Origin of the sequence: Kocuria sp. 2SI (assembly GCF_005502825.1) — a bacterium.
Lineage (GTDB): Bacteria > Actinomycetota > Actinomycetes > Actinomycetales > Micrococcaceae > Kocuria > Kocuria palustris.
This window is the reverse complement of the sequence record NZ_SCNB01000029.1, coordinates 1-25,940: the sequence shown is the minus strand read 5'-3', so window position 1 is coordinate 25,940 and position 25,940 is coordinate 1. Positions and strand designations below refer to the sequence as shown.

Below are 25,940 nucleotides of genomic sequence, written 5' to 3'. Positions count from 1 at the left end.
ACCGGTCAACGATCAGTGGTGGGGATCTGTCAACGGTGTCGGGACTCATCGGTCAACGCTCATGCGGAAACGTGGTGGTCAGGGGCGTCAACGATGTCGTGACGCAGGACACCTCCGCCACCGCGCAGAGCTGAAGGGCCCTGCTTCCCCGAGCTCTCGGGGAAGCAGGGCCCTTCAGGCATTTCCTGCCCGCACCGGCCCGCGGCCTCCGAGGTGTCGGCGCCGGGCCTAGACTGGAGCCCCGTCCCAGAGATCGACGCGGCCCGTCGTGCCGCCAGGAGAAGAGCCTTGAGCAGCATCACCGTGAACGTGACCGACCGCGAGGGCGCCCGCACCGAGGGTGTCGAGTGGAAGTCCCACGAGTCCCTGATGGAGGCGCTCACGCGCCACAAGTTCCCCATCCTCGCCACCTGCGGCGGCAACGCCTCGTGCTCCACGTGCCACTGCTACCTGGACGGAGCGTTCGAGACCACGCAGGAGAACTCCCCCATCGGAGATGAGGAGGAGGACCTGCTGGACATGCTCGACGACACCCGCCACGACGACTCCCGCCTGACCTGCCAGGTCGAGTGGTCCGAGTCGCTCGAGGGTGCCGAGATCACCATCGCCCCGGAGTGGTGAGCGGGAGGCCCTCACTATGACCACTGCCCCGGAGGATCAGCTGGCTCGCGCGGCGAGCCTGCTGCGCGAGGACCTCACGACCCGCGCCGCCTACGTCTCGGATGCCTCGATCTACCGTCGCCTCCCCGCCGCCGTGGCGGAGCCGCGCACGGTCGAGCAGATCCGCGATCTGCTGGCGCTGGCCCATGAGCGCGGCTGGTCCGTGATCAGCCGAGGCGGCGGCACCTCCGTGGCCGGCAACTCGATCGGCGACGGCCTGGTCATCGACACCTCCCGGCACTTCAACCGGGTCCTGTCGATCGATCCGCAGGCCGAGACCGCGGATATCGAGCCCGGTGTGATCTGCGACGACCTCCGCGCCGCGGCGGCCGAGCACGGGCTGACCTACGGGCCGGACCCCTCCACGCACGCGCGCTGCACCGTGGGCGGGATGGTCGGCAACAACGCCTGCGGATCGCATTCGGTGGCATGGGGAACGGCGGCCGAGAACCTCGTGGCGGTGACCGTCATGCTGGCCGACGGCCGAGAGGTCGAGCTGCGCGCCGGCGGGACCTCAGGGACCGCCCTGACCCGCGCCCTGAGCGCGCTGCGCGATGAGCACCGCGCCATGCTGCGCACCGAGCTCGGCCAGTTCCCCCGCCAGGTCTCGGGCTACGGCCTGCACTACCTGCTCGAGGAGAACGGCTTCGACGTCGCCAAGGCCTTCGCCGGCACCGAGGGCACGTGCGGGATCATCACGCGGATGACCGTGAAGCTCGTGCGCAGGCCGGCGGCCACCGCCCTGGCAGTGCTCAGCTTCGCGGACGCGATCGCCGCGGCCCACGCCGCCCCGGCGCTGCGCGTGCGCGGCGTGACCACGATCGAGGGCATGGGCGGCGACCTGCTGGACGCCCTGCGCTCGCGCCCCGGCAACGAGACCGCCGGATCCGAGCTGCCCCCGGGCGGGGGCTGGCTGTACTGCGAGGTCGGCGGCGAGACCGTGGAGGCGGCCCAGGCCCGCGCCCAGCAGCTCGAGGGGATCGTGGAGTCCTCGGGCCGCGCCGAGGTCCAGGGGGCCGTCGTCGTGGTGGATCCTGCGCGCACCCGCAGCCTGTGGCGGATCCGCGAGGCCTCGGCAGGGATCGTCACCCGCCTGCCGGACGGCGGCGAGGCCTGGCCCGGCTGGGAGGACTCCGCCGTGCCGCCCGAGAACCTCGGCGACTACCTGCGCGATCTGTATGCGCTGCTCGACGAGCTCGAGCTGCGCGGCATCCCGTTCGGGCACTTCGGCGAGGGCTGCGTGCACATCCGCATCTCGTTCGACTTCAGCACCGAGGCCGGGGTGGCCCGCTACCGCGAGTTCATCGAGCGGGCCTCGCAGCTCGTGCGGCACTACGGCGGCTCGGTCTCCGGCGAGCACGGCGACGGCCGGGCCCGCTCCGAGCTGCTGGGCATCATCTACTCCCCCGAGGCCCTGCGGGCCTTCGCCGCCTTCAAGCGCGCGTTCGATCCCGCAGGATTCTTCAACCCCGGCGTGCTCGTGGACCCCGAGCCGATCGACCAGGGGATCCGCCCCGGCCCCGGGGCGCGCACCTTCGACCTGAAGCCCGTGCACGCCTTCAGCCACGACAACGGCTCGTTCGCAGGCGCGGTCAATCGATGCGTGGGCGTGGGCGCCTGCCGCTCGGATGTCGGCGCCATGTGCCCGTCGTTCCAGGCCACCCGGGACGAGGTCCACTCGACCCGCGGGCGCATGCGCTCCCTGGCGGAGATGCTGCGCGGGGAGCACCTCAAGGACGGCTGGAAGGCCGAGGAGACCCTCGAGGCCCTCGACGGCTGCCTGTCCTGCAAGGCCTGCGTGGCCGAGTGCCCGGTCAATGTGGACGTGGCCACCTACAAGTCCGAGTTCCTGCACCATCACTACGGCGAGGGCATCCGCAGCTTCGTGGGCCGTCGCCGCCGCCCCATGGCGCACCTGACCATGGGCTGGCTGCCCGTGCTGGCGCGGCTGATGAACGCGGTGCCCGGGGCGCCGTCGCTGGTCAACGCGGCCATGAAGGTGCAGCCGCTGCAGAAGGCGGTCATGCGCCTGGGCGGCGTGGAGTCCCAGCGCGAGATGATCCGCTTCGCCGACCGGCCGCTGACCCGCTGGTTCTCCTCACGGCCCGGCGAGGACCCGGACGGGCGCCCGTCGGTCGTGCTGTGGCCGGACTCCTGGACGAACTTCATGGACGACGGGCCCGGCAAGGCCGCCGTCGAGGTCCTGGAGGCCCTGGGCTACCGCGTGCTGATGCCCGCAGGGAACGTGTGCTGCGGCATGACCTGGCACTCGACCGGCCAGCTCGAGGCTCTCAAGCGCGAGGTCGCCCGCACCCTGGGCGTCATGGAGCCGCTGCTGGAGGCCGGCTATCCCGTGATCGGGCTCGAGCCGTCCTGCACCGTGATGCTCCAGGACGAGATCACCGAGCTGCTGCCCGATGACCCCCGGGCCGCCGATCTCGCTGGGCGCACCCTGACCCTGGGGCAGTTCACCGCGCGCCACCTCGCCGAGGGCGGGGAGTGGCCATTCGAGTCCCTGGAGCACGACGGCGCCGCGCGCGAGGCCGTGTGCCAAGTGCACTGCCACCAGAAGTCGATGATCGGCTACGACGCCGAGCTCGAGGTCCTGCAGCGCCTGGACGTGGACGTGGACATGGTCGGCGGCGGCTGCTGCGGTCTGGCCGGGAACTACGGGTTCGAACCGGGTCACCTGGAGGTCTCCCGCACGCTCGGGGAGCGCGAGCTGTTCCCCAAGATCCGCGCGGCCGGGCCCGATCCCCTCGTGGTGGCCGACGGCTTCTCCTGCCGCACCCAGATCCGCGAGGGCACCGACGCCTCCGGCCGGACCCTGGCCGAGGTCATGCGCTCGGCGCTGCCCGAGGCCCGCTGAGCCGGCTGGCGGGATCGCTGCGGCCACGAGCCGCGGCATCGGCATGGCCACGACCCTCGAGACCGCCGCTGTGCTGTCGGGGCCCGGCCTACGATTGCTCCATAGAGGCCCGGACCACGTCGGCTCGGACCCGCGACACCTCAGCAGGAGGCCCCAATGTCGACTCGCACCCGCCCCCTCGCCTTCAGCGCGCTCTCCCTGGCCGCGGTGATCGCCCTGAGCGCCTGCGGCGGCTCGGGGGAGGACCAGGACAGCACCGACAGCTCGTCCGGCTCGGCCTCGCGGAGCGCCTCGGCCTCTGCCGAGCCCACGTCCTCCGCGTCCCCCTCCGACTCCTCGGCCTCGGCCGCCGAGTCCTCGGATCCGGTCTCCGCCTCGGCGGATGTCTCGGAGCCGGCTGCTGACGAGTCCGCCGATGCCGCCGCAGGGGAAGCCGCTGCAGAGCAGCCCGCCCAGGAGGCTCCAGCCGACGAGGCCCCGGATTCCGCGGCCGCCGCTGACGGCTCTGCCGCACAGGCGCCGGCGCAGGAGAGCACCGATCCGTCGGCCGGGCAGCAGGGCACCGCAGCCGCGCCCTCGGCCGGTCAGGAGGGGGCGGCAGCTCAGGCCGCACCCGCCGGCGTGTGCGATGCCTCCTCCCTGGCGGGGTCGCTGCAGCCGGTGGATGCCGGCATGGGCTCCGTGCACTACCAGCTGGTCCTCACCAACACGGGCTCGCAGCCCTGCGTCCTGTCCGGCTACCCGGGCGTCTCCTACGCGGATGCCGCGGGACAGCCCGTCGGCATCCCGGCCTCGCGCGCACCGGAGGCGGGCGCTGCCGTGACCGTGGCACCGGGCCAGTCGGCCTCGGCGGGTCTGCGGGAGACCGGAGCGGGCTCCTACGGCCAGGTCTGCAACCCGCACGAGACCTCCGCGCTGGTCGTCTACCCGCCGGGCAGCACGGAGGCGCTGAGCATCGCTCATTCGACTCAGGCCTGCGGCAACCCCAAGATCGGGCAGCTGCAGGTGAAGGGCTTCGGTGCCTGAGCCCTCCGAGCACGCAGCACCTGCCCAGGTCCGCGGGCTCCCCGCAGACGGGGAGCCCTCGGACGGACGCCCCGCGCCGGGCTCGTCGCTCGAGGCGTTCTCGCCGGCTGCCCGCGACTGGTTCACGGGCGCCTTCTCCACGCCCACCGCCGCCCAGGAGGGCGCGTGGAAGGCCATCGCCGGAGGCGAGCACGCCCTCGTGGTCGCTCCCACCGGATCCGGCAAGACCCTGGCCGCCTTCCTCTGGGCGATCGACCGGCTGATCTCGCAAACGGCCGTGCCGCAGCCCGCTGGGCCCCGCTCCGGCTCAGCCGCCCCAGGTGCGCCGGCTGCCTCAGCAGCCTCAGCCGAAGCGTCCTCCGAAGCTGCTGCTGCGAACGATCGTTCCGGATCCGACCTGCGCAAGAAGGCCTCGAGCGCCTCGTCCAAGCGCAGGGCCACCACGCGCGTCCTGTACATCTCCCCGCTCAAGGCGCTGGGCGTGGATGTGGAACGCAATCTGCGCTCGCCCCTGATCGGGATCACCCAGACGGCGCGCCGGATGGGGCTCGAGCCGCCCGAGATCTCCACCGGCGTACGCTCCGGGGACACCCCGCAGGCGGTGCGGCGCGCCCTGCTGGCCTCGCCTCCGGACATCCTGATCACCACGCCCGAATCGCTGTACCTGATGCTCACGTCCAAGGCCCGCGAGTCCCTGCGCGGTGTGGAGACCGTGATCCTGGATGAGGTCCACGCCGTGGCAGGCACCAAGCGCGGCGCGCATCTGTCGGTGTCGCTCGAGCGCCTGGACGACCTTCTCGAGCGCCCGGCCCAGCGCATCGGGCTCTCGGCCACCGTCGACCCGGTCGAGACGGTCACGCGCTTCCTGGGCGGGCGGGAGCCGGTGGCCGTCGTGCGCCCGGAGTCGACCAAGCGCTGGGACCTGGAGATCAGCGTGCCCATCCCGGACATGACGGTGCTGGGCGGTCCCGCCGCGTCGAGCTCGCTGCTGGAGTCCGACTACGACGCCGACGAGCCGGCGAACGTCGCCTCCATCTGGCCGCACGTGGAGGAGCGGGTGGTCGATCTGGTCGAGGCGCATCGCTCCACGATCGTCTTCGCCAACTCCCGAGGCCTGGCCGAGAAGCTCACCGCCCGCCTCAACGAGATCCACGCGTTCCGGCTGGAGCACGCACCGGATGATGACGGCCAGGCGACCCAACCCAGCGGGATCGAGCGGCAGCACAACCGCTACGAAGGCGCAGCGCCCCTGCTGGCCCGAGCCCACCACGGCTCGGTCTCCAAGGATCAGCGCGCCCTGATCGAGGAGGACCTCAAGTCCGGCGTCCTGCGCTGCGTGGTGGCCACCAGCTCGCTCGAGCTCGGCATCGACATGGGGCTCGTGGACCTGGTGGTGCAGATCGAGTCCCCGCCGTCCGCGGCCTCGGGGCTGCAGCGCGTGGGCCGCGCCGGCCACCAGGTCGGCGAGATCTCGATCGGGCGGATGTTCCCCAAGCACCGCGGCGATCTGCTGGACGCGGCTGTGACCGTGGAGCAGATGCTGGCCGGGCGGGTCGAGCCGCTGCACATCCCGTCGAATCCGCTGGACATCCTGGCTCAGCAGACGATCGCGGTGTGCGCCACCGAGACCGTGCCCGTCGAGGACTGGTGGGACACCGTGCGCCGAGCCGCGCCGTTCCTGGGACTGCCGCGCAGCGCGTTCGACTCGGTGCTGGATCTGGTCTCCGGGCGCTACCCGTCGGACGAGTTCGCGGAGCTGCGCCCGCGCGTGGTCTGGGACCGGGACGAGGGCACGCTCACCGGCCGCCCCGGGGCCCAGCGCCTGGCCGTGACCTCGGGCGGCACGATCCCCGACCGCGGACTGTTCCCTGTGCACCTGGCCGGGCAGGACGATTCCTCGCCCAAGCGGGTGGGCGAGCTCGACGAGGAGATGGTCTACGAGTCCCGCACCGGCGATGTGATCGCCCTGGGCGCCTCGTCGTGGCGGATCGCGGAGATCACCCATGACCGAGTGCTCGTCACCCCGGCACCGGGGCAGGCGGGCAAGCTGCCGTTCTGGCACGGCGACGGCATCGGCCGGCCCGTCGAGCTCGGTCGAGCGCAGGGCCGCTTCCTGCGCGAGGCCTCGGGTGCTGCGGAGGCCGCGCTGCGCGAGCGGCTGGCCGCCGACGGCCTGGACACCTGGGCGCAGGACAACCTCCACCGCTACCTCACGGAGATGCGCGAGGCCGTCGGGCATGTGCCCTCGGACCGCACGCTGATACTCGAGCGCTTCCACGACGAGCTCGGGGACTGGCGCGTGGTCCTGCACTCCCCCTACGGGCTGCCCGTGCACGCGCCGTGGGCGCTGGCCGTCGGGGCGCGGCTCGAGGAGCGCTGGGGTCTGGACAGCTCCGCGCAGGCCTCCGATGACGGCATCGTCCTGCGACTGCCGGCCACCGACGACCAGCCGCCGGGTGCCGAGCTGTTCCTCTTCGACCCGGAGGAGCTCGAGCAGATCGTGACCGAGCGAGTCGGCTCCTCGGCGCTGTTCGCCTCCCGCTTCCGCGAGTGCGCGGCCCGCGCGCTGCTGCTGCCGCGCCGGGATCCGGGACGTCGCACGCCGCTGTGGCAGCAGCGCCAGCGCTCCGCCCAGCTGCTCGACGTCGCTCGCAAGCACCCCCAGTTCCCGATCGTGCTCGAGACGGTGCGCGAGTGCCTCCAGGATGTCTACGACCTCCCCGCTCTGCAGGAGCTGCACCGCCAGATCGACCGCCGCGCGCTGCGCATGGTCGAGGTGACCACCGAGACGCCCTCGCCCTTCGCCCGCACCCTGCTCTTCGGCTACCTGGGGCAGTTCATCTACGAGGGCGACTCCCCGCTGGCCGAGCGCAAGGCCGCGATCCTCTCCCTGGACACCGCCCTGCTCTCCGAGCTGCTGGGCCGGGCCCAGCTGCGCGAGCTGCTCGACGCCGAGGTCATCGCCCAGACTGAGGCCCAGCTGCAGCACCTGGCCCCCTCCCGGCGCCTGCTGGGCATGGAGGGGCTGGCCGATCTGCTGCGGTTGCTCGGGCCGCTGGGCCTCGAGGAGGCAGCGGCTCGGCTGCGCTCCGAATCGGCAGGCCGCGCCGGCGTCGCCAGCCCGACTGGCGCCGCCAGCCCCACGGACTCGAGCACGACGGAGGAGGACGCCTCCTGCGCCGGCTCGCAGGACCCCTCCGATCAGCGCGTGAGCCCCGAGCAGGCCTCTGCGTGGGCGGAGGAGCTGGTGCGCAGGCGTCGCGCCTTCTGGCTGCTGCGCGAGGGGCAGCAGGTGCTCGCCGCGGTCGAGGATGCCGCCCGGCTGCGCGACGCACTGGGCACGCCGATCCCGCACGGGGTGCCGGTCAGCTTCCTGGAGCCGGTCGAGAATCCGGTCGAGGACCTCGTGGCGCGCTTCGCCCGCACGCACGGGCCGTTCACCGTGGCCGAGGCCTCCCGGGGCACCGGCCTGGGCCCGGCCGTCGTCGCCGGGGCCCTCGAGCGCCTGAGCGCTGCGCGCCGAGTCCTGGAGGGCGAGTTCCGCCCCGACCGGCAGGAGGAACACAACCCCGGGCCGCGCTCAGAATGGTGCGACAAGGACGTGCTGCACCGGATCCGGCGACGCTCGCTGGCCGCGCTGCGCCAGCAGGTCGAGCCGGTGGCCCCGGAGGTCTACGCCCGCTTCCTGCCCTCGTGGCAGTCGGTCGGGCCGGGGCATCGCCTGCGCGGGGCGGACGGCCTGCTCAGCGTCGTGGATCAGCTCGCGGGGGTGGCGGTGCCGGCCTCGGCGCTGGAGCCGCTCGTGCTCCGTCAGCGCCTCGAGGACTACCGGCCTGAGCTGCTCGACGAGCTGCTGGCCTCCGGGGAGATCGTGTGGTCCGGGGCGGGCTCGCTGGCCGGCGACGACGGCTGGATCAGTCTCCACCTGGCCGAGTCGCAGCAGCTCAGCCTGCCTCCGCGAGCGGATCTGCGCGCCCGCGCCGCCGGGATCGACGACGCCGTCCAGGCCGCGCTGCTGGCCGTCATGGGCGATGGCGGCGCGCGGTTCGGCCACCAGCTGCGCAGCGGCGTGCTCGAGCAGAACGATCGTTCGCAGATCCCCGGGCTGGACATGCCTGCCCTCACCCGCGCCCTGTGGGAGCTCGTGTGGGCCGGGCTGGTCACCAATGACACGTTCGCCCCGGTGCGCTCCCTGGTCGCGGGCGGCTCCGCCGCTCACCGGCAGAAGCCGCGCACCCCACGAGGACGCACCGCAGGCAGACGCGGAGCAGCCCGACTGCGGGCCCGGGACGCGGCGCTGTCGCGGCCGTCATCCGAGCGCACCCCAGGGCCCGCGGAGGCGGGCGATCCCACCGGGCTGTCCGGGCGGTGGTCGCTGCTGGACCCCGAGCCGCTCGAGCCCACGCTGCGCGCGAGCGCCTCGGCCGAGCTGCTGCTGGACCGCTACGGCGTGGTGACCCGCGGAGCGGTGGAGGCCGAGGACATCGCAGGCGGGTTCTCCGCCGTGTACAAGGTCCTGGCTGCCGTCGAGGAGGCCGGTCACGCACGGCGCGGCTACTTCATCGAGGGTCTGGGGGCCGCGCAGTTCGCGCAGTCGGGCACCGTGGATCGGCTGCGCGGCTTCGCCGACGACGAGCAGGCGCGCACCGAGCCTCGCGAACCCGTCGTGCTGGCGCTGGCCGCGACCGACCCTGCGAACCCGTACGGCGCCACGCTGCCCTGGCCGGAGACGATCGACTCGCACGACAGCACCGAGTCCACCACGGCGGCGCGGCACCGGCCGGGACGCAAGGCGGGGTCGATCCTCGCGCTCGTGGACGGCGATCCGGTGCTCTACCTGGAGCGCGGCGGGCGCACCGCCCTGGTCTTCGACGACGACCCCGAGCGTCTGCGGATGATCGGCCCGCCGATCGCCGACGTCGTGCGCGCAGGGGCCGCCGAGAAGCTCACGGTCGAGCGCGTCAACGGCATACCCGCCCTCGGGCACGGCGCGCTCGAGACCGCGGTGCGCGAGTCCCTGGTCGCCGCCGGGTTCTCGACCACGCCCAAGGGCCTGCGGATCCGCCGTGCCTGAGGGGGATTCCGTCTGGCGCGCGGCCGCTGCCCTGCACTCCGGGCTGGCGGGGCGGCAGCTGCTCCGCAGCGACCTCCGGGTCCCCGCGCTGGCCACCGTCGATCTGTCCGGGCGCACCGTCCAGGAGGCGGTCTCGCGCGGCAAGCACCTGCTGATCCGCATCGGGCCCGATCCGAGCACCGGTGCCCGCGCGGTCACGCTGCACTCGCATCTGATGATGGAGGGCCGATGGGAGATCGAGGACCTCGACCCTCTCGCGGCGGGATCGGACTCCCCCGGCCGCCGTCGGCCCGGCGCCTCGAGCGCGCGATCGCAGCGCCGCGCCCGGCCGAAGCACACGATCCGTGCCGTGCTCGAGACCGCGGGGACCCGGGCCACCGCGTCCTCCGTCCAGCAGCTCATGATCGTGGCCCGGGAGCAGGAGGACCGGCTCGTGGGGCACCTGGGCCCGGACCTCCTGGCACCGCAGTGGTCCGCGCAGCACCTGCAGGAGGCGGTGCGCCGTCTGCTGGAGCGCCCCGATCGCCCGATCGCCGCAGCGCTCATGGATCAGTCGAGACTGGCAGGGATCGGCAGCATCTACCGCTGCGAGCTGCTGTTCCTGCACCGCCTGGCTCCGCAGACGCCCGTGGCCGATGTTCCGGATCTGCAGGCGATCGTCGAGGATGCGCACGAGCTGCTGCTGCGCAACCGCGACAGCGGCCCCCGAGTCACCACGGGCGATCCGCGGCCCGGCAGGCAGCTGTGGGTCTACGGCCGTGAGCGCAGGCCGTGCCGACGCTGCGGGACGCCGATCCTCAAGCGGACCTGGGACGATGCCGCCGGTCAGCGCGATCCCCGCACCGGCCTGCAGGCGCCGGCCCGCGAGCGCCCCTTCTACCTCTGCCCGCGCTGCCAGCGCTGAGACCCGGACAGCCGAGATCCAGCCCGGGCTGGGCTCCTCAGCAGTCGAGGGCGGCGAGCAGCCCGGGCTGGGAGAGCTCCTCGTTGAGCCAGGGGCTCAGCAGCTGCGGCACGGCCCGGCTGGCCCGCAGCAGCTCGGCGGGATCGACCCAGAGGGACTCCGCGACCTCCTCGGGATTCGGCACGGGCGAGGACTCGGCCCGGGCGGTCCACACCGGGCAGAACTCGTTCTCGACCACGCCCGAGGCATCGCGCGCCCAGTAGGCGAACTCCGGCACGACCTCCCGCAGCTCGGCCAGCTCGAGTCCCAGCTCCTGCTCGGCCCGGCGGCGCAGCGCCGCAGCCATGGATTCGCCCGGTCCCGGGTGGCCGCAGAAGCTGTTCGTCCACACCCCCGGCCAGGTCCGCTTGCTCAGGGCACGACGGGTGAGCAGCACCCGCCCGTCGTCGTCCAGGACCCAGCAGGAGAAGGCCAGGTGCAGAGGGGTGTCCGCGGTGTGGACCTCGGACTTCAGCGCCGTGCCGATCGGCAGGCGCGCGGGGTCCAGCAGCACGACCTGCTCGGGCCGCCTGGGGGTGGTCATGGTGATCGCACTTCCTCACGTCGTCGTTGCCCCGAGTCTGCCAGGATGCCCCCATGTCCCGCCGCCGCGCACGTCCCAGACCGCTCTCCCCGCGCGATGGCATCGATCCGGTCTCGGTCCGGCTCCCGGACGACCGCACCTGCACGGCGGGCGAGCACCTCCTGGCGCGCTTCCCCGCCTCGCGCGCGCGGCTCGAGCGGCTGCTGTCGGACGGCGAGATCGTCGACGACCGCGGCGCCCCGCTGCCAGCCGACGCCCCGTGCGCCGGTCAGCGGGTCTGGTACCACCGCGAGCTGCCGGTGGAGCCCGAGCTGCCCCATGACTTGCCGGTCCTCTACGAGGACGAATGGCTGCTGGCGGTCGACAAGCCGCACGGGCTGCCGTCGACACCGCGGGGAGGGTTCATCGCGCAGACGGCGCTGAGCGTGCTGCGTCGCCGCCGCGGCGAAGACGACCTGGTTCCGGCGCATCGCCTGGACCGGGACACCGCCGGCGTGCTGCTGCTGATCCGCGATCCCCGGGCGCGCGGGGCCGTGCAGCGCCAGTTCCAGGACCGTCGCACCGAGAAGTCGTACGAAGCGGTAGCCCGCCTGGGCCGTCTGGTGCTCGAGGACCTGCCGGATCGGCGCAGCAGCCGGCTGCTCAAGCAGCGCGGGGTCCTGCAGGCCGCCGAGGTCCCCGGCGAGCCCAATGCCGTGACGCACCTCGATCCGCTGAGCGCCTTCGAGGACGACGACGGCCGCTGGGCCCACCTGCGCCTGCACCCCTTGACCGGGCAGACCCACCAGCTGCGGGTCCACCTGGCAGCGCTCGGGACGCCCATCCGCTGGGATCCGCTCTACCCGCAGGTGCTTCCCCGGGAGCCGGGCGACGTCTCGCGTCCGCTCCAGCTGCTCGCGCGCACCCTGCGACTCACCCACCCGGTGACCGGGCAGGCCCTGGAGCTGAGGAGCCGTCGCCGCCTGGAGACCCTCCCCCGCTGATGCCGCCTCAGAGATCGCGGGGCGGCGTCGGGGCGGATCGCTAGGCTGAGTCCCAGCCGTCCGCGACAGCCCGCAGCGCTTCCGACGGCATCGCACGACCCCCACGCACAGGAGAGCCATGAGCCACGACCCCGCCGCCTCGATCCTCGCCGATGCCGTCGACGACCGCGCCGTGCGCGCAGCTCTGGCCGCCCGCTCGGTGCAGGAGCTGTTCGGGCAGCGGGCCCTCGGCATCCCCGGGACCTGGCTGGCTGCGATCACCTTCCCGGCGCCGTCGCGGACCAACCTGACCTGGCATTACTGGTGGCAGGCGCACCTGCTCGACGCCCTCGTGGATGCCGCCCTGCGGGAGGCCTCCTCGGGAGGGGACCCGGAGCCGCTGCGCAAGCGCGCACATCAGCTGCTGCGCGGCATCGCCGTGCGCTCGGGCGGGTCGGTCGTGATCAACAGCTTCTTCGACGACATGTCCTGGCTCATGCTGGCGCTGGGCCGCCTGCGCCAGCTCGATCAGGTCTGCGGCGCTTCCTCCGGCGACGTCCTGCGGGCCGGGAGCCTCCTGCTGTCCCAGATCCGCTCGGCGCACACCGACGACCTCGGCGGCGGCATGTTCTGGAGCCGCGAGCGCACCTACAAGAATGCCGCGACCACGGGCCCGGCGGCCCTGATCGCTGCGCGCACCGCCTCCGACGACTCCGCCGAACGGCTGCTGAGCTGGCTGCGCGAGAACCTCTGGGACGCCCAGCGCGGCGTGTTCTGGGACGGGATCAAGCTGCTGGCCGCCGGCTCCGGCCAGGAGACCACGCAGCGCGACGACGCCGTCTACTCCTACAACTCCGGCCCCGTGCTGGCGGCATGCCTGGAGCACGCCGCCGTCGTGCCCCGGGATCGGGCTCGGTCCTGGCTGGAGTGGGCGGGACAGATCATCGCCGGCGCCGAATCGCACTTCGGGCGCGACTCCACCAGTGCTGCCGGTCGGCGGCGTCGGAGCCTGTCCACGCACGGCACCGGCGACGGCGGGCTGTTCACCGGCATCCTCGTGCGGAACCTGGCGGAGGCCGCCGAGGACCCCCAGCTGCCCGAGGCCTCCCGTCTCACCGCACGGCGCCTGGTGCTCGACACCGCCGACGCCCTCTGGGACGGCCGTCGCGAGTTCGATCCCGGCATGGACCCCCACGACCCCAACGCCCGCCCGGAGCCCCGGCGCGTGCGCGCGATCTTCTCCTCCGACCCCCTCAAGGACGCGGATCAGACCCAGCGCGTGGGCGCCCCGGTGGATCTGTCCACGCAGATCCAGTCCTGGATGATCCTGGAGGCCGCGGCCCGCCTGGAGCGCAGCCTCCGCTGATCGCGGAAACCCCGGCACCGACCCACCACGAGACCCGACGGCTGAGGTAGACAGATCCCATGAGCTCCGTACGCACACCGGACCCGAATCCCGGCTGGCTGTCCGAGGAAGACCTCCGCGAGGCCCGTGCCCGCCTGCCGATCGTCTACGTCCAGGCGATCCCCGTGCAGCTGGATCCCGTGGGCTGCGTCTCGGAGGTGGGCCTGCTGCTGCAGCCCAATGATGTCGGCGAGCTGGAGCGCGCCGTGGTCTCGGGTCGCGTCCTGTACCGCGAGACGATCCGCGGGGCGCTGCTGCGGCACCTGGAGAAGGATCTCGGGCCGCTGGTCATGCCCATGGTCCCGCCCTCGACCGTCCCCTTCGCGGTCACCGAGTACTTCCCGCATCCGTCGGAGACGGGCTTCACGGACAACCGCCAGCACGCGGTCGCGCTGAACTACGTGGTGCCCGTGCGCGGCGAGTGCCAGCCGCGCGAAGACGCGCTGCAGCTGTCCTGGGTCACCCCCGAGGAGGCGCTCAGCGCCGACATCCAGGCGGAGTTCGCCGGCGGCCGGGGCCGGCTGATCGAGCAGGCCCTGGCGCACGTCGGCTGGGGCCGCTGAGCGGCCTTCAGCGCGAGCGGTCCTGCGAGGGAGCGCTGTGCCCGTCGTCGTCCTCACCCGCAGCCGCGCCGTCGAGGTCCGCGTCCGCCGGGCCGCCGCGGCGGTCCGCCTGCGAGGCGGCGATGATCCGCGGCATGGCCTGCGTGTCTGCTCGGCGCTCCTCGCTGTTGCGCCAGAAGTAGATCACGACCATGCCGCACAGCGCGCCCAGCACGGTCTCCACCGCGCGGGCCTGCAGCAGCGGCGCGGCCGGGACCGGATGCGCCAGCTGCGTCATCAGCAGCGCCAGCGGCGTGATGAACAGCAGTGCCAGCGAGTAGTTGCGGCCCACGAACAGCTCGGCGAGCAGCTGGAAGAGGATCACCAGGACCAGCATCTGCCACGGGCCCAGATCGAAGGCCAGCACGAACGCGGTCACGCCCACGCCGCCCAGCGTGCCGACCATGCGGTGGACGCCGCGCTGCAGCCGCGCCAGGTGCGTGGGCGCCGCGATCGGAGCGGCGGCGGCCACCTGCGCCCAGTAGACGTGGCTGAGCCCGGCGGCCTGGGAGACGATCAGCGCCACCACGGCGGCCAGTCCCGTGGCTACCAGGAAGCGCCCGCCGTGCGCGGCCAGCTGGCCGCGGGTCAGGCGCACCACCGGCGCCGGGGGCGGTGACTTCCCCTCGCGCCCCTCGCCCACCAGGGACCAGATCCACGCCAGCAGGACGGAGAAGGCGGCGGAGCCGGCTGCGATCGCGATCGCCAGCAGCGGGTGCGCCACGGCACCGGGCCCCAGGGAGCCGATCGCGCCGGTGGCAAAGATGAAGAACACCGACCCGGCGGGCTTGAGGTTCCAGGCCGCGGCCAGCACCGCGCCGATCGCGGCGACCACGGAGGTGATGCCCAGGACCAGGGGCTCCGGCGCGCCGAACCAGGACAGCAGCGCGCCGATGGCCACCGAGACCGTGACCAGCGCGCCCGCCTGCAGCTCATGGCCCAGGCGCTGGCGCAGCGGCTCGTGCCGGGCGTAGATCGAGGTGAAGGCGCCGAAGGCCGCGTAGATCGCCAGGTCCGGGCGCCCCAGGAGCATCAGCAGCACGAGAGGGATCCCCACGGCCAGGGCGATGCGCACCGCAGGCACGTGGTCCCGGCGGGAGGGGCCCACCTCGAACAGCTGGCGGACGGCGGACGATCCGGACACGCGGGCTCCTTCCTGCGGAAGAGTCGGGGCTGCCCTGGGCGGGAAGCGCTCCGATGAGGGACTGGGGCATCCGCGCTCGAGCGGCGGGAGGGGATGCGATGAGGCTTGAGGGCCGCAGTCGATGCTAGCCCCGCCCCGGGTGGACCGGCTCGGGCCGCTGCATCGGGGACAATGGACGGATGGACTCCGAGCAGACCCCCGCGCCCAAGCCCCACCCGCTCTCCGGGCGGGACAGCTTCTCCTTCCGGGTGCGCACTCGGCTGACCGAGACCGTCGCCCAGCCCCCGCGGACCGATCCGCACGGCGACCCCGAGCCCCCGTGGCTGGGCCGCACCGGGGAGATCACCACACCGCACGGCACCATCCGCACGCCCGCCTTCATCCCCGTGGCCACCGCCGCGACCGTCAAGGCCGTGCTGCCGGAGGCCATGAAGGAGCTCGGCGCGCAGGCGCTGCTGGCCAATGCCTACCACCTGTACCTGCGCCCTGGTCACGATCTGCTCGACGAGGCCGGCGGGCTCGGCCGCTTCATGAACTGGGACGGCCCCACCTTCACCGACTCCGGCGGCTTCCAGGTCATGTCCCTGGGCTCCGGGTTCAAGAAGGTGATCGACATGGACGGCCCCTCCCCCAAGGGCCCCGTGGGCGATGACGACGTGGCCGAGGGCAAGGAGCGCCTGGCGAACGTGGACGACGACGGCGTCACGTTCATCTCGCACCTCAACGGCGACAAGCACCGGTTCACCCCTGAGGTCTCCATGCAGGTCCAGCACGGGATCGGCGCGGACATCATGTTCGCCTTCGACGAGCTGACCACCCTGCACAACTCCCGCGGCTACCAGGAGCGCGCCCTCGAGCGGACCCGGCTGTGGGCGCTGCGCTGCCTCGAGGAGCACGACCGCCTCACCAGGACTCGGCAGCACCGGCCATACCAGGCGCTGTTCGGCGTGATCCAGGGCGCCCAGTACGAGGACCTGCGCCGACAGGCCAGCCGCGACCTGGGAGCCATGGACTTCGACGGCTACGGCATCGGCGGGGCCCTGGAGAAGAAGAACCTCGGCACGATCGTCGGCTGGTGCGCCGAGGAGCTGCCCGAGGACCGGCCGCGCCATCTGCTGGGGATCTCCGAGCCGGACGACATCTTCGTGGCGCTGGAGGCCGGAGCGGACACGTTCGACTGCGTCTCGCCCACCCGCGTGGCCCGCACCGGGGCCTGCTATCACCCCAAGGGCCGGTTCAACCTCCCGGCGGCGCGCTTCAAGCGGGACTTCCGCCCGATCGACGAGGACTGCGACTGCTACACCTGCGCGCACTACACCCGCGCCTACATCCACCACCTGTTCAAGGCCAAGGAGCGGGTGGCGGCCACGCTGGCCTCGATCCACAATGAGCGCTTCACCGTCCGGCTGGTGGACCGCGCACGCGAGGCCATGGAGGACGGGTCCTACCTGGCCTACCGGGACGCGACCCTGGCCGACTACTACAGCGGCGACCACCCGTGAGCCGCGCCCACGCCTGCGACCCGAGCACGTGAGCCACAAGGAGGCACAGATGACCGAGAACCCCAGCGACCGCCCCAGCTCCGACCTGGATCGCGTCCCCGCCGAGCAGCGCTGGCGCCTGCATAGGGTCCTGCCGCACCCGTCGTCGCGGATCTACCAGGCCCTCATGGACCCCGAGCTGCTGCCGCACTGGTACGGGCCGCAGGGCTGGAGCGTCCACCCCGAGTCCCTCGAGCTGGATCCGCGGCCGGGCGGCATCCGCCGCTTCGCCATGGTCATGGACGACGACCCCCAGAGGGGCGCCCCCTCCCACGGCCGGCACGCGGCGATCGTGCCGGAGGAGATGCTCGAGATCCAGGAGGCGCTGCCGGGGCCCGATGGCGAGCCCACCGAGCATCTGATCCTGCTGCGCATCGAGCTCGTGCCCGTCGACGGCGGGACCCGGATCGAGCTGCTGCAGGGGCCGCTGCCGAAGGAGGTCCACGCGACCGCCAAGGGCGCCTGGGACTCCTCGCTCGATCGACTGCGCGCGCTGCTGGATTCCCGGGAGTCCTGATGACCCCTCAGATCCGTCGGCTGACCCGCCTGGTCTCCGTGCTGCGCGCCGAGAACCCCGGGCCCATGACGCTCGAGGGCACGAACAGCCTGCTGCTGCGCGCGCCGGGCTCCGACGGCGTCGTCGTGGTGGATCCCGGCCCCGACCTGCCGGAGCACGTGCAGGCTCTCGCCGCGGCGGGGCCCGTGGAGCTGGTGCTGATCACGCACCGCCACAATGATCACACCGAGGCGATCGATTCCCTGCGCGAGCTGACCGCAGCGCCCGTGCGGGCCGCGCTGCCGGAGCACTGCCGCCATGGGCAGCCGCTGCGCGACGGCGAGCGCCTCACCGCCGCCGGGGTCTCGATCGAGGTGCTGGCCACGCCGGGGCACACCTCCGACTCCCTGAGCTTCCGGATCCTCGACGACGCCGCGCTGACCGATGGTGCCGCGATCGCCCCCATCCTCACGGGCGACACCGTCCTGGGCCGCGGCACCACCATGCTCGATCATCCGGACGGGACGCTGGGCGACTACCTGGCCTCGCTCGACAGGCTGGAGGCCGCCGGTGGCCTGGGTCTTCCCGCCCATGGTGAGCCGCTGCCGGATCTGGCCAAGACCTGCCGGGAGCTGCGCGACCATCGGCTGGAGCGCCTGGACGAGGTCCGCGCAGCCCTCGAGTCCATGGGCGCGACAGCCCAGGGGGTCTCCGCCGACGAGCTCGCCGAGCGCATCTACCCGGAGGTCCCCGCCCAGGTCCGCCCCGCGGCCCGCCGCTCGATCGAGGCTCAGCTGGCGCATCTGCAGCGGGACTGAACCCCGCCGTCGTCGTCGAGCGGCCTCTGCGTGCGATGGCGAGCCGCCGTGGCCATCGAGTGGCGTCTGCGTGTGCGCTCAGCGCGCCAGACGCACCCGCAGAGGCCACTCGATTCCGGAAGGCACAGCGAGGAGCCAGCAGGCCTCAGGCGGTCACGGCTCCGTAGTCCTCGATCTTCTTGACGCGCGCCACCACGGCGTAGGTGACCGGGAGCATGACGACCTCGATCAGGCACTTCCAGACGTAGCCGACGAGCACGTAGTTCAGGAACTGCCCCGGCGTCTCGATGCCGATCACGGGGGCGGCGATGGCGCAGAAGATGATCGTGTCCACGAGCTCGCCGACCAGCGTGGAGGCCATCAGCCGCGCCCACAGGTGCCGCTCCCGGGTGCGCTGCTTGACCTTGACCAGCACGTACGCGTTGAGCAGCTGCCCCACCAGGAAGCCCAGCAGGGAGGCCAGGACGATCAGCGGCACCGGGCCCAGGGTCTGCGCGAAGGCCTCCTGGCCCTCGTAGAACGGTGCGGCCGGCAGCGCGATGATGATCCAGAAGCACAGGCTCGCGAAGGCGCCGGCGGCGAAGGCCATCAGCGTGGAGCGCCGCGCTGCGCGGAAGCCCCAGACCTCGGAGACCACATCGCCCACCACGTAGGCCAGCGGGAAGAGGAAGAAGCCGCCGTCGGTGATGATGGGGCCGATCTGCACGCCCTTGGTGGCGCCGATGTTGGACAGCACCAGGATCACGGCGGTCGCGGCCACGAACAGGTCGAACAGGCTGCGGGGGCGGCGGGCGTACTGGGCCGCGGTCATCGGGGACGACGACGGCGTGCGGGGGTCGCTGGTCATGCGGCAGGGCTCCTGGGGAGGGGTGGTCAGCGCCGAGCGGAGCGGGCTGATGCCGTCTCCGTCGCGCGTGGATCCGAGCGCGGCACGACCTGCAGGAGCCTGGGGCTGCGCAGGTCCGACGGACGCGCTGCCTGCCACCCAGCGCGTCGAACCGTCTCGACCGCGCCAGGATACAGGCCGCGATGACCGCCCACGACGGCCATGTTGGTGCCACCCGCCCAGCAGGAGCAGAATCGAGCCATGACTTCTGCACCCGCTGCTCAGACTCCCCCGTTCGCGCTCACGATCGCAGGCAACGAGGCCACCGGCGGCGCCGGCGCCCAGGCGGATCTCAAGACCTTCCAGGAGCTCGGCGTCTTCGGCTCGCTGGCGCTGACCTGCATCGTGTCCTTCGACCCCAGCAACGACTGGGGCCACCGCTTCTCCCCGGTGGATCCGCAGGTGATCGCCGATCAGCTCGACGCCGCCTCCTCGGCCTACGACCTCAGCGCCGTCAAGATCGGCATGCTCGGCTCGCCGCAGACCATCGACGTCGTCGCCCAGGCCCTCGAGTCCCTGAAGACCCCGCACCTGGTCCTGGACCCGGTGCTGATCTGCAAGGGCCAGGAGCCCGGTGCCGCACTCGACACGGACAAGGCGCTGACCGCCCAGATCCTGCCGAAGGCCACGTTCGTGACGCCCAACCACTTCGAGTCGATCTCGCTGTCCGGAATGGACGACATCACGACCGTCGAGCAGCTGGAGGAGGCCGCCAAGCGCATCCACGAGCGTTCCGGGGCCGCCGTGCTCGCCAAGGGCGGCGTGCGCCTGGAGGGTCCGGACGCCGTGGACGTGTTCTACGACGGCACCACGACCGAGGTCCTGTCCTCGCCGAAGGTCGGCGACGTCGCCGTCGCCGGAGCCGGCTGCACCCTGGCCGCGGCGATCACCGCCGAGCTGGCCAAGGGCGTGTCCCCGCTGGAGGCGGCCCAGGCCGCCAAGGAGTTCGTCTCGGCCGGCATCCGCCAGCGCGTGAGCTCCCACGCCCCGTTCGACTCCCTGTGGCAGGGCGGGCTGGCCGCCGAGCGCGCCTGAGCAGCAGCGCCCCACACATTCCATTCAGGACATATGACGATCGCGGCCCCGCACTGCAGTCGATGCAGTGCGGGGCCGGCTTTCGCCTCGGAGCAGCTCCCGGACCCTTCCGCGGGGTCATGAGCTCCGGAATCCCGATGCGAACCCGACTGAGGATCAGAAGGTCCTGGACGGCGGACGCAGATCGAGGCGAGGAGGCGCAATGGATCCGACAACAGGCCCCGCGCCTCGCGAGTCGATCGACGACGTCGTCCGCCCGAGTCGCGCGCACGACCGCGTACGACGCCTTCCGCATGGGCCGCACCCGGCTGGACGCGTCGCTGGTCGGGGAGATCGCCGCGGCCCTGGAAGAGGATGAGCACCAGGGTGCCGCGTGGGATCGTCGGGCCCGCAGGGCACGACCCCGCCAGGAGCCCGAACTGCCGCCGAGCAGCGAGACCCAGCAGCCGGCCTCGCCGCCAGAGGCCCCTGCCGCCGCCGATTCAGGCCCAGAGCAGGCCACCTCCCCGCTGTCGTCCGAGGAGAACTCGGAGCAGGCCTCCGCTGCGCAGACTCCACCTGCCGCAGATCTTCTTCGACGCGCACACGGGCCACACCACGGACGGATTGGCCGCCGACTTCGAAGCCCGAGGCCTGCCGCCCCTCGGCGCAGCGCTGACGGGCAGCCTCTTCACCTCCGTGGCGGACAAGCTGATCTCCGGGGTGATCGCACTGGCGGCCGTGAGCCTCCTGCCCGCAGCCCGGCACTCCTCACCAGGAATACGCTCCGCAGACTGGGGGTTATGGGAGGTGACGCGGAACGGAAGAATCCGTCTCCGCGCACAAACCTGAATGAAAGGAGCACGACATGGCAGTCTCCGACAAGAAGGTAGCCTTCCTGCTGACCCGCGGCGTGGAGCAGATCGAGCTGACCAGCCCCCGCCAGGCCCTCGACGAGGCCGGTGCGACCACCACGCTCATCTCGCCCTCGGAGGGCACCCTCCAGGCCATGCAGAGCGACTGGGACCACGGCGACACGTTCGACGTCGACCTCCCGGTCGGCCAGGCGCGGGTCGAGGACTTCGACATGCTGGTGCTGCCCGGCGGCACCCTCAACTCCGATGCCCTCCGTCTGGACGAGGACTCGGTGGAGCTGGTCAAGGCGTTCTTCGCCGCGGACAAGCCCGTGGCCGCGATCTGCCACGCCCCGTGGACCCTGGCCCAGGCGGGGGTGGCGAAGGGCCGCCGCCTGACCTCGTTCGCATCCACCCAGGTGGACCTCAAGAACGCCGGGGCCGACTGGGTCGACGAGGAGGTCGTCGTCGATGGCAACCTCATCACCTCGCGCAGCCCCGAAGACCTGGAGGCCTTCAACCGCGAGATCGCCCGGGCCCTGTCCTGAGCCTTCGCGCAGCACTGCGCCCCGCCCGCTCCGCTCGGAGCAGGCGGGGCGCCTCACTGTCAGCTCATGCTCAGGAGATTCCAAGTAAGTCTCGCCTCACTCAGGGGCCTTTTGGCGACATCTGGCAGTAAGGTGTCAGCATGCCCAAGATCCAAGCGGCCACCAACGCCGAGCAACGCGAGCACACCAAGCACGCCATCCTCGAGTCCTTCGGCCAGCTGCTGTACCAGCAGGGCCTGACCGGGCTCACCATGACCCATGTGGCCCGCAACGCCGGCATCGGCCGCACCGCCGTCTACAACTACTTCGCGGACATGGGCGAGCTGCTCATCGCCTTCACCATGGACGAGACCGATCGCTTCATGCGCGAGCTGCACGCCGAGCTCGCCCTGGTCGAGAATCCCGTGGACAAGCTCGGCGTGTACGTCCGCGCCCAGCTCGACGACCTCTCGCGCCGTCACATCCCCCCGGGGCCGGCCATGCGCACGGTGCTCTCCCCGGAGGACTTCCAGAAGCTCGGCGCCCACGTGGGCTCGCTGCGACTCGTGCTCATCGACATCCTCCGCGAGGCCGTCGCCGACGGCTGGCTGCCGGACGGCGACCTTCCGGAGATGGGCCGCCTGGTCCACGGCTCCCTGGCCTCCACGGCCGACCGGGAGGCCAACTCGGAGGAGGACCGCGCCGCCCACGAGCGCCACGTCCGCGCCACGGTCACCTTCATCCTGCGTGGGCTGGGTGCCCGCTTCGACGACGAGGGCTCCCCCGTCCGCCTGAGCGAGCCGGCCCCCGCTCTGAGCCTGGCCGGCTGATCAGCCCACCTGGACGGTCTCGACCCGGTACCACTCGCTCAGGAGCCTGACGAAGGGCGCCGCCAGCTCCGCGGCACGTTCCAGTGCGCGCTTCTGCGAGCGGATGCCCAGGCCCCAGCCATCCGTATAGCCCTTGGCCAGCCACTGCAGATCATCGGGCAGGTACCTCTCGGCCAGCGGCAGCTTCCGCGCGCCGAGCTCCGTCGAGGGCTCCGGGAAGTTCTCGTCGTCGGCCGGGACGGAGATCCCCAGGAAGTAGCCGAGCTCGGGAGGCTGCACGCCCCCTCGAGCCTCGGCCTGGATATGCCCCACGAGCTGCCGCCCGTCCGCCAGAGCGGGCGAGGCGACCACGACGGAGGGCATGCCGGCAGCGCCCCTCCTCACCACGACATCCCCGTCGTGAGGCAGCCGCAGCTGCAGATCCAGGCTCTCCAGCTTTCCGCTGACCAGGCACTTCCACTCCAAAGCGCTCGCCGTTCCCTCTGCTCCTCTCCCGTCGCCTCGGCTCTTCACGAGGCACCGACTCACGGGAGGCTGCGAGCGCAGCACCGCCGCTTGGAGGCCTGCGGCGAAGCCCGAACAGTTCCCGAACAGCAGCAGATCCCGGCCCTGGGCACCTAGTTCGATGCCCAGGACCGGGATCTGCCGCCAGAAGGCCGGCTCAGGCCGTGGACGGACGACGCGGCTCAGCGCGTCAGCACACCGGTGCGCGGCGGGATGCAGTGCCCATTGACCGTGACGCCGTAGTTTCAGGAAGTTGATCCGCACCCAGCGGCCGTCGTTGAGCTTGCGGGAGTGCACGTGTCGGTCGTAGGCGAACTGCGTGTCGCCCACGGCATACAGGCCCTTCCAGTTCGGAGACCGCCGTCTGCACGTGGCTGCCGGATTCCCGGGACATCAGCGGGGTGCCGGCAGCGGCCACTCGGTTCATCAGTGCCCCGTTCTGCTTGGTCAGGTACCAGGGCCCCAGTGGCGCGCCGTTCGAGCCGCCGATCGTGGACTCGCGGAAGATCCAGTTCAGGTCCCGAGACTGGCCCAGGCGCAGCGCCAGCGCCTGCTGGTTCGGGTAGTCCGCTGTCGCGCATGTTCTGGCCCTGCGCCGGGGACATCGCCATGTCGTCCAGGAGCACGCCGTCGAACTGCGTGGGCGCCGCGCCGGTCGTGCCGCGCACGGAGTCCGTGGTCACGATGTCCGCGGCGCGATCCGCGCACGAAACGTTGTAGGCGCTGGAGAGACTGGCCATGCGCAGGAAGGAGAAGCCCGGGTACACCGCATTGCCGCTGCAGTCCACGGCGACCCTGCCGTTGTTCGGCTTGACCGTGTGGCTCGCCCCGTCGCGGTTCAGCGAGACGCAGGTGCTGTGGAAGGGCTCCCTGGTCCACGACGAGGCGTTCGACATGCCGCCGATGTCCAGATATGCGTAGAACTTCACTCCGGGGTTGGCGGCGCGCATGTCGGCCAGGTTGCAGGAGCCGGCGGGCAGGTTCCCGGAGGCGGTGATCGGGTCCACCACGACGGAGTCGACCGCACCCACGAGAGCGCCGCCGCGGCGAGCGCTGCGAGTCTGCGCACCTCCGGGAGCAGCGGACGGGTGCGAGGCTCGGCCGGATGGCGTGCGCGAAGTCGGTTCGTGGGCGTGGGGGAGGGCCCCTTCCTCGTCCGGGCAAGGACGCCGGCCCGTGGCTGGGAATGGGCTGGACAGAGCCCGACGGATCCTAAAAGCCTCTGACCTGGGGAGACAGGCCCCTCACCCGATCCGACGGCAATGTGACCCGAAGAGGCCCCACCCCGATGCCGATCATCCGCCAGCGGAACCGTCCCTCACTCCCGCTGGACGGCCCCCGGCCACATCTCATCCACCACGTACCTCTCGCCGATCGAGAAGTCGTACTGCACGAGCTTCAGGTCCTGGAGCAGGTCCGCTCGCGTCTCGTCCAGGTTCTCGGGATCCAGCTGCTCGCCCTGCGGGTCCAGCATGCGCTCGCGCTGGATCACCGGCATGGAGCCGTTCACGTCGTCGAGCAGCGCCAGGTAGGGCGTGACGGGGGCGTCGGCGACCTCGTAGATCTTGGGCAGGAACATGGCCGGGGTGGTCACGGTGCCCTCGGAGGTCTGATCCGTCTCGCTGTTCCACACGTAGTACGGGGTCTGCAGGCTGGTCTCCGGGTCGTTCTGCGCGCGCAGCTCATCCGAGTAGACGCCGGGAAGGTGATCGCCGTAGAAGACCACGATCGTCTTCTCGTCCCCCTCGCGCAGCTGCTGCAGGAACTCGGCCATCGCGTCGTCGGTGTTGTGCAGGCCGCGGGCGTACTGGCTCAGCTGACCGGTGTCCGAGCCGTCGGCGACCTCGACCCCGATCGGGTCGTCGTAGAAGTCGAAGTACGGACCGTGGTTCTGCATGGTCACCAGGTTCGTGAACACGGGCTCGTCGGTGGTGTCCATCTGGTGGAGCACCTCGTCGAAGGCCGAGGCGTCGCTGATGTACGGGCTGCGCCCCAGGTGGTCTTCCTCCTGGATATTGTCCTCGTTGATCACCCGGTCGAAGCCGAAGTTCTCGTAGACCGCCGGGCGCTTGTACATGTGCAGGTTGTAGGGGTGGATCGCCACGGAGACGTGGCCCATCTCCTCGAAGGCGCCCGCAGCCGACGGGTATCCGTCCAGGTCGCTGACGAAGTTCTGGTACGGCGAGTTCGCCTGCTGGCGGAACAGCCCCACGGGCTCACCGGTCATCGACTCGAACTCCATGGTGGAGGTGCCTCCGCCGTAGGAGTTGGAGTACATGGTCCCGGACAGGGTCTCCTCCATGGTCTCGCGGGTCTGCGGGATCGGGTCCTCGTCGAGCTCGACGCCGTCCATGCGCGTGGGATCGGAGAACGACTCGGAGAGGATGACCACCACGTTGGTGTCCTCGAGCGAACCGTCGCGGTCGGCGTTGATCTGCTCCGCACGGCCCTCGTAGCGCTCGGCGACCTCGGACATGGCGGCCTCGTCGTAGCCCTCGGGCTCATCCATGGGATCGGTCGGCATGTTGTAGAGGAACCCGCCCACGAAGCCGTGGACGCGGTAGTTGTACAGCTGGCTCGAGTTGCCCCAGTCCTCTCCATTCGTGTCGTAGAGCGCACGCCACACGTTGGATTCGGAATTGAAGCTCACCGTGTGGATCAGCAGGGCACCGGTCACGATCACCCCCAGGATGCGCAGCCCCAAGTAGCGCTTGTGGACTCCGCCCTCCGCGCGGCGCAGGCGCGGGCGCGGGAACCACCGGGACATCAGCTTCCCGATCACGACGATCACCAGGACCAGCACGACGAGCCCGATCACCACCGCCGCGATCATCTGGCCCGTGACCATCGACAGCAGGAAGCCCGCTTGTCCCACGAACTCCATGTCGCTGGGGAACACGGGCTCCTGCCGGATCATCAGCTTCTGCTTGCTGGCCACCGCCAGGATCGCCAGGGCCGCGGTGACGATGCCGACCGACCACCAGAACCGTCCGATCAGCAGCCAGACGAAGGACATCAGCACGAAGATCACCAGGATGTCGAACGGCGACGTCAGCTCCACGAGGTGCCCGAAGGTGTCGTCCTCCACACGCGCCGAGCTCTGCAGCATGAACGCGCAGATCGCCGACAGCACGAGCATCACGACCGCTCCGCCGACGGGAAGCCCCTTCGATCAGCACCAGCGCTGATCGAAGGGGCTTTTTCTTCATGCTCGATTCCGGCCGGGCTGACCGCCAGGCCC

General features: G+C 71.7%; 20 protein-coding genes. 15 read left to right on the top strand and 5 right to left on the bottom strand.

All coding sequences use genetic code 11. The annotated features are described in order from the left end of the window. Positions 1–288: 288 nt before the first annotated feature. The 5 genes from FFS25_RS12340 to FFS25_RS12320 all read left to right on the top strand — a co-directional run bounded on the left by FFS25_RS12340 (position 289) and on the right by FFS25_RS12320 (position 10,533). Complete coding sequence (locus FFS25_RS12340; protein ID WP_006213939.1) at positions 289–621, top strand: 2Fe-2S iron-sulfur cluster-binding protein; 333 nt, start codon at positions 289–291, stop codon at positions 619–621. Between the two features lie 16 nt (positions 622–637). Beyond that, positions 638–3,529 carry an FAD-binding and (Fe-S)-binding domain-containing protein gene (locus tag FFS25_RS12335; protein ID WP_137803123.1) on the top strand — a complete coding sequence of 964 codons (2,892 nt, stop codon included), beginning with the start codon at positions 638–640 and terminating at the stop codon, positions 3,527–3,529. Positions 3,530–3,685: 156 nt separating this feature from the next. Next, positions 3,686–4,555 carry a DUF4232 domain-containing protein gene (locus FFS25_RS12330; protein ID WP_137803122.1) on the top strand — a complete coding sequence of 290 codons (870 nt, stop codon included), beginning with the start codon at positions 3,686–3,688 and terminating at the stop codon, positions 4,553–4,555. Continuing rightward, entirely contained in the window at positions 4,548–9,629 is a 5,082-nt protein-coding gene (locus FFS25_RS12325; protein ID WP_137803121.1) for an Lhr family helicase, read from the top strand. The genes FFS25_RS12330 and FFS25_RS12325 overlap by 8 nt, the downstream gene beginning before the upstream one ends. After that, positions 9,622–10,533: a DNA-formamidopyrimidine glycosylase family protein gene (locus FFS25_RS12320; protein WP_137803120.1), complete on the top strand. Its 912-nt coding sequence runs from the start codon at positions 9,622–9,624 to the stop codon at positions 10,531–10,533. The genes FFS25_RS12325 and FFS25_RS12320 overlap by 8 nt, the downstream gene beginning before the upstream one ends. A 37-nt stretch (positions 10,534–10,570) precedes the next feature. On the opposite strand, the gene idi is transcribed toward FFS25_RS12320, so the two are convergent. Beyond that, a complete protein-coding gene (idi, locus tag FFS25_RS12315) occupies positions 10,571–11,116 on the bottom strand; it encodes an isopentenyl-diphosphate Delta-isomerase (protein ID WP_137803119.1) in 546 nt (181 codons plus the stop codon). Between the two features lie 53 nt (positions 11,117–11,169). On the opposite strand from idi, the gene FFS25_RS12310 reads away from it, so the two are divergent. The 3 genes from FFS25_RS12310 (at position 11,170) to FFS25_RS12300 (ending at position 14,046) form a co-directional block, all read left to right on the top strand. Then, complete coding sequence (locus tag FFS25_RS12310) at positions 11,170–12,099, top strand: pseudouridine synthase (RefSeq protein WP_137803118.1); 930 nt, start codon at positions 11,170–11,172, stop codon at positions 12,097–12,099. A gap of 118 nt (positions 12,100–12,217) precedes the next feature. Further along, a complete protein-coding gene (locus tag FFS25_RS12305; RefSeq protein WP_137803117.1) occupies positions 12,218–13,444 on the top strand; it encodes a glycoside hydrolase family 76 protein in 1,227 nt (408 codons plus the stop codon). 59 nt (positions 13,445–13,503) lie between these two features. Further along, positions 13,504–14,046, top strand: coding sequence for an NUDIX hydrolase family protein (locus FFS25_RS12300; protein ID WP_137803116.1), 543 nt, complete (start codon positions 13,504–13,506; stop codon positions 14,044–14,046). A 7-nt stretch (positions 14,047–14,053) separates the two neighbouring features. On the opposite strand, the gene FFS25_RS12295 is transcribed toward FFS25_RS12300, so the two are convergent. Then, a complete protein-coding gene (locus FFS25_RS12295; protein ID WP_137803115.1) occupies positions 14,054–15,229 on the bottom strand; it encodes an FUSC family protein in 1,176 nt (391 codons plus the stop codon). Between the two features lie 179 nt (positions 15,230–15,408). On the opposite strand from FFS25_RS12295, the gene tgt reads away from it, so the two are divergent. Genes tgt through FFS25_RS12280 form a run of 3 tightly spaced genes read left to right on the top strand, consistent with a single transcriptional unit; the run spans position 15,409 to position 18,084 of the window. Beyond that, complete coding sequence (gene tgt / locus FFS25_RS12290; RefSeq protein WP_137803114.1) at positions 15,409–16,731, top strand: tRNA guanosine(34) transglycosylase Tgt; 1,323 nt, start codon at positions 15,409–15,411, stop codon at positions 16,729–16,731. Between the two features lie 49 nt (positions 16,732–16,780). Beyond that, on the top strand, positions 16,781–17,287 hold the full coding sequence (locus tag FFS25_RS12285; RefSeq protein ID WP_171004205.1) for an SRPBCC family protein: 507 nt from the start codon (positions 16,781–16,783) through the stop codon (positions 17,285–17,287). Further along, on the top strand, positions 17,287–18,084 hold the full coding sequence (locus tag FFS25_RS12280) for an MBL fold metallo-hydrolase (RefSeq protein WP_137803112.1): 798 nt from the start codon (positions 17,287–17,289) through the stop codon (positions 18,082–18,084). Before FFS25_RS12285 ends, FFS25_RS12280 begins: the two co-directional genes overlap by 1 nt. A 145-nt stretch (positions 18,085–18,229) precedes the next feature. Here FFS25_RS12280 and FFS25_RS12275 read toward each other — a convergent pair whose 3' ends face one another. Continuing rightward, on the bottom strand, positions 18,230–18,931 hold the full coding sequence (locus tag FFS25_RS12275; protein WP_006213953.1) for a queuosine precursor transporter: 702 nt from the start codon (positions 18,929–18,931) through the stop codon (positions 18,230–18,232). A 240-nt stretch (positions 18,932–19,171) separates the two neighbouring features. Here FFS25_RS12275 and FFS25_RS12270 point away from each other — a divergent pair, with 240 nt between their 5' ends. The 3 genes from FFS25_RS12270 (at position 19,172) to FFS25_RS12260 (ending at position 22,195) form a co-directional block, all read left to right on the top strand. Beyond that, positions 19,172–20,005 (top strand): hydroxymethylpyrimidine/phosphomethylpyrimidine kinase, encoded by an 834-nt coding sequence (locus tag FFS25_RS12270; RefSeq protein WP_058872026.1) that lies wholly within the window; start codon positions 19,172–19,174, stop codon positions 20,003–20,005. An 847-nt stretch (positions 20,006–20,852) separates the two neighbouring features. Continuing rightward, on the top strand, positions 20,853–21,386 hold the full coding sequence (locus tag FFS25_RS12265) for a type 1 glutamine amidotransferase domain-containing protein (protein WP_137803111.1): 534 nt from the start codon (positions 20,853–20,855) through the stop codon (positions 21,384–21,386). 140 nt (positions 21,387–21,526) lie between these two features. Beyond that, positions 21,527–22,195: a TetR/AcrR family transcriptional regulator gene (locus FFS25_RS12260; protein WP_006213958.1), complete on the top strand. Its 669-nt coding sequence runs from the start codon at positions 21,527–21,529 to the stop codon at positions 22,193–22,195. Here FFS25_RS12260 and FFS25_RS12255 read toward each other — a convergent pair whose 3' ends face one another. Beyond that, on the bottom strand, positions 22,196–23,029 hold the full coding sequence (locus tag FFS25_RS12255) for a hypothetical protein (RefSeq protein ID WP_137803110.1): 834 nt from the start codon (positions 23,027–23,029) through the stop codon (positions 22,196–22,198). Positions 23,030–23,437: 408 nt separating this feature from the next. On the opposite strand from FFS25_RS12255, the gene FFS25_RS12250 reads away from it, so the two are divergent. Further along, the gene (locus tag FFS25_RS12250; protein WP_137803109.1) at positions 23,438–23,620 is read left to right on the top strand and encodes a hypothetical protein; all 183 of its coding nucleotides are present in this window, start codon (positions 23,438–23,440) and stop codon (positions 23,618–23,620) included. Positions 23,621–24,017: 397 nt separating this feature from the next. Here the strand turns inward: FFS25_RS12250 and FFS25_RS12245 are convergent, their stop codons facing one another. Beyond that, a complete protein-coding gene (locus FFS25_RS12245; RefSeq protein ID WP_249933895.1) occupies positions 24,018–25,838 on the bottom strand; it encodes an LTA synthase family protein in 1,821 nt (606 codons plus the stop codon). Positions 25,839–25,940 lie beyond the last annotated feature (102 nt).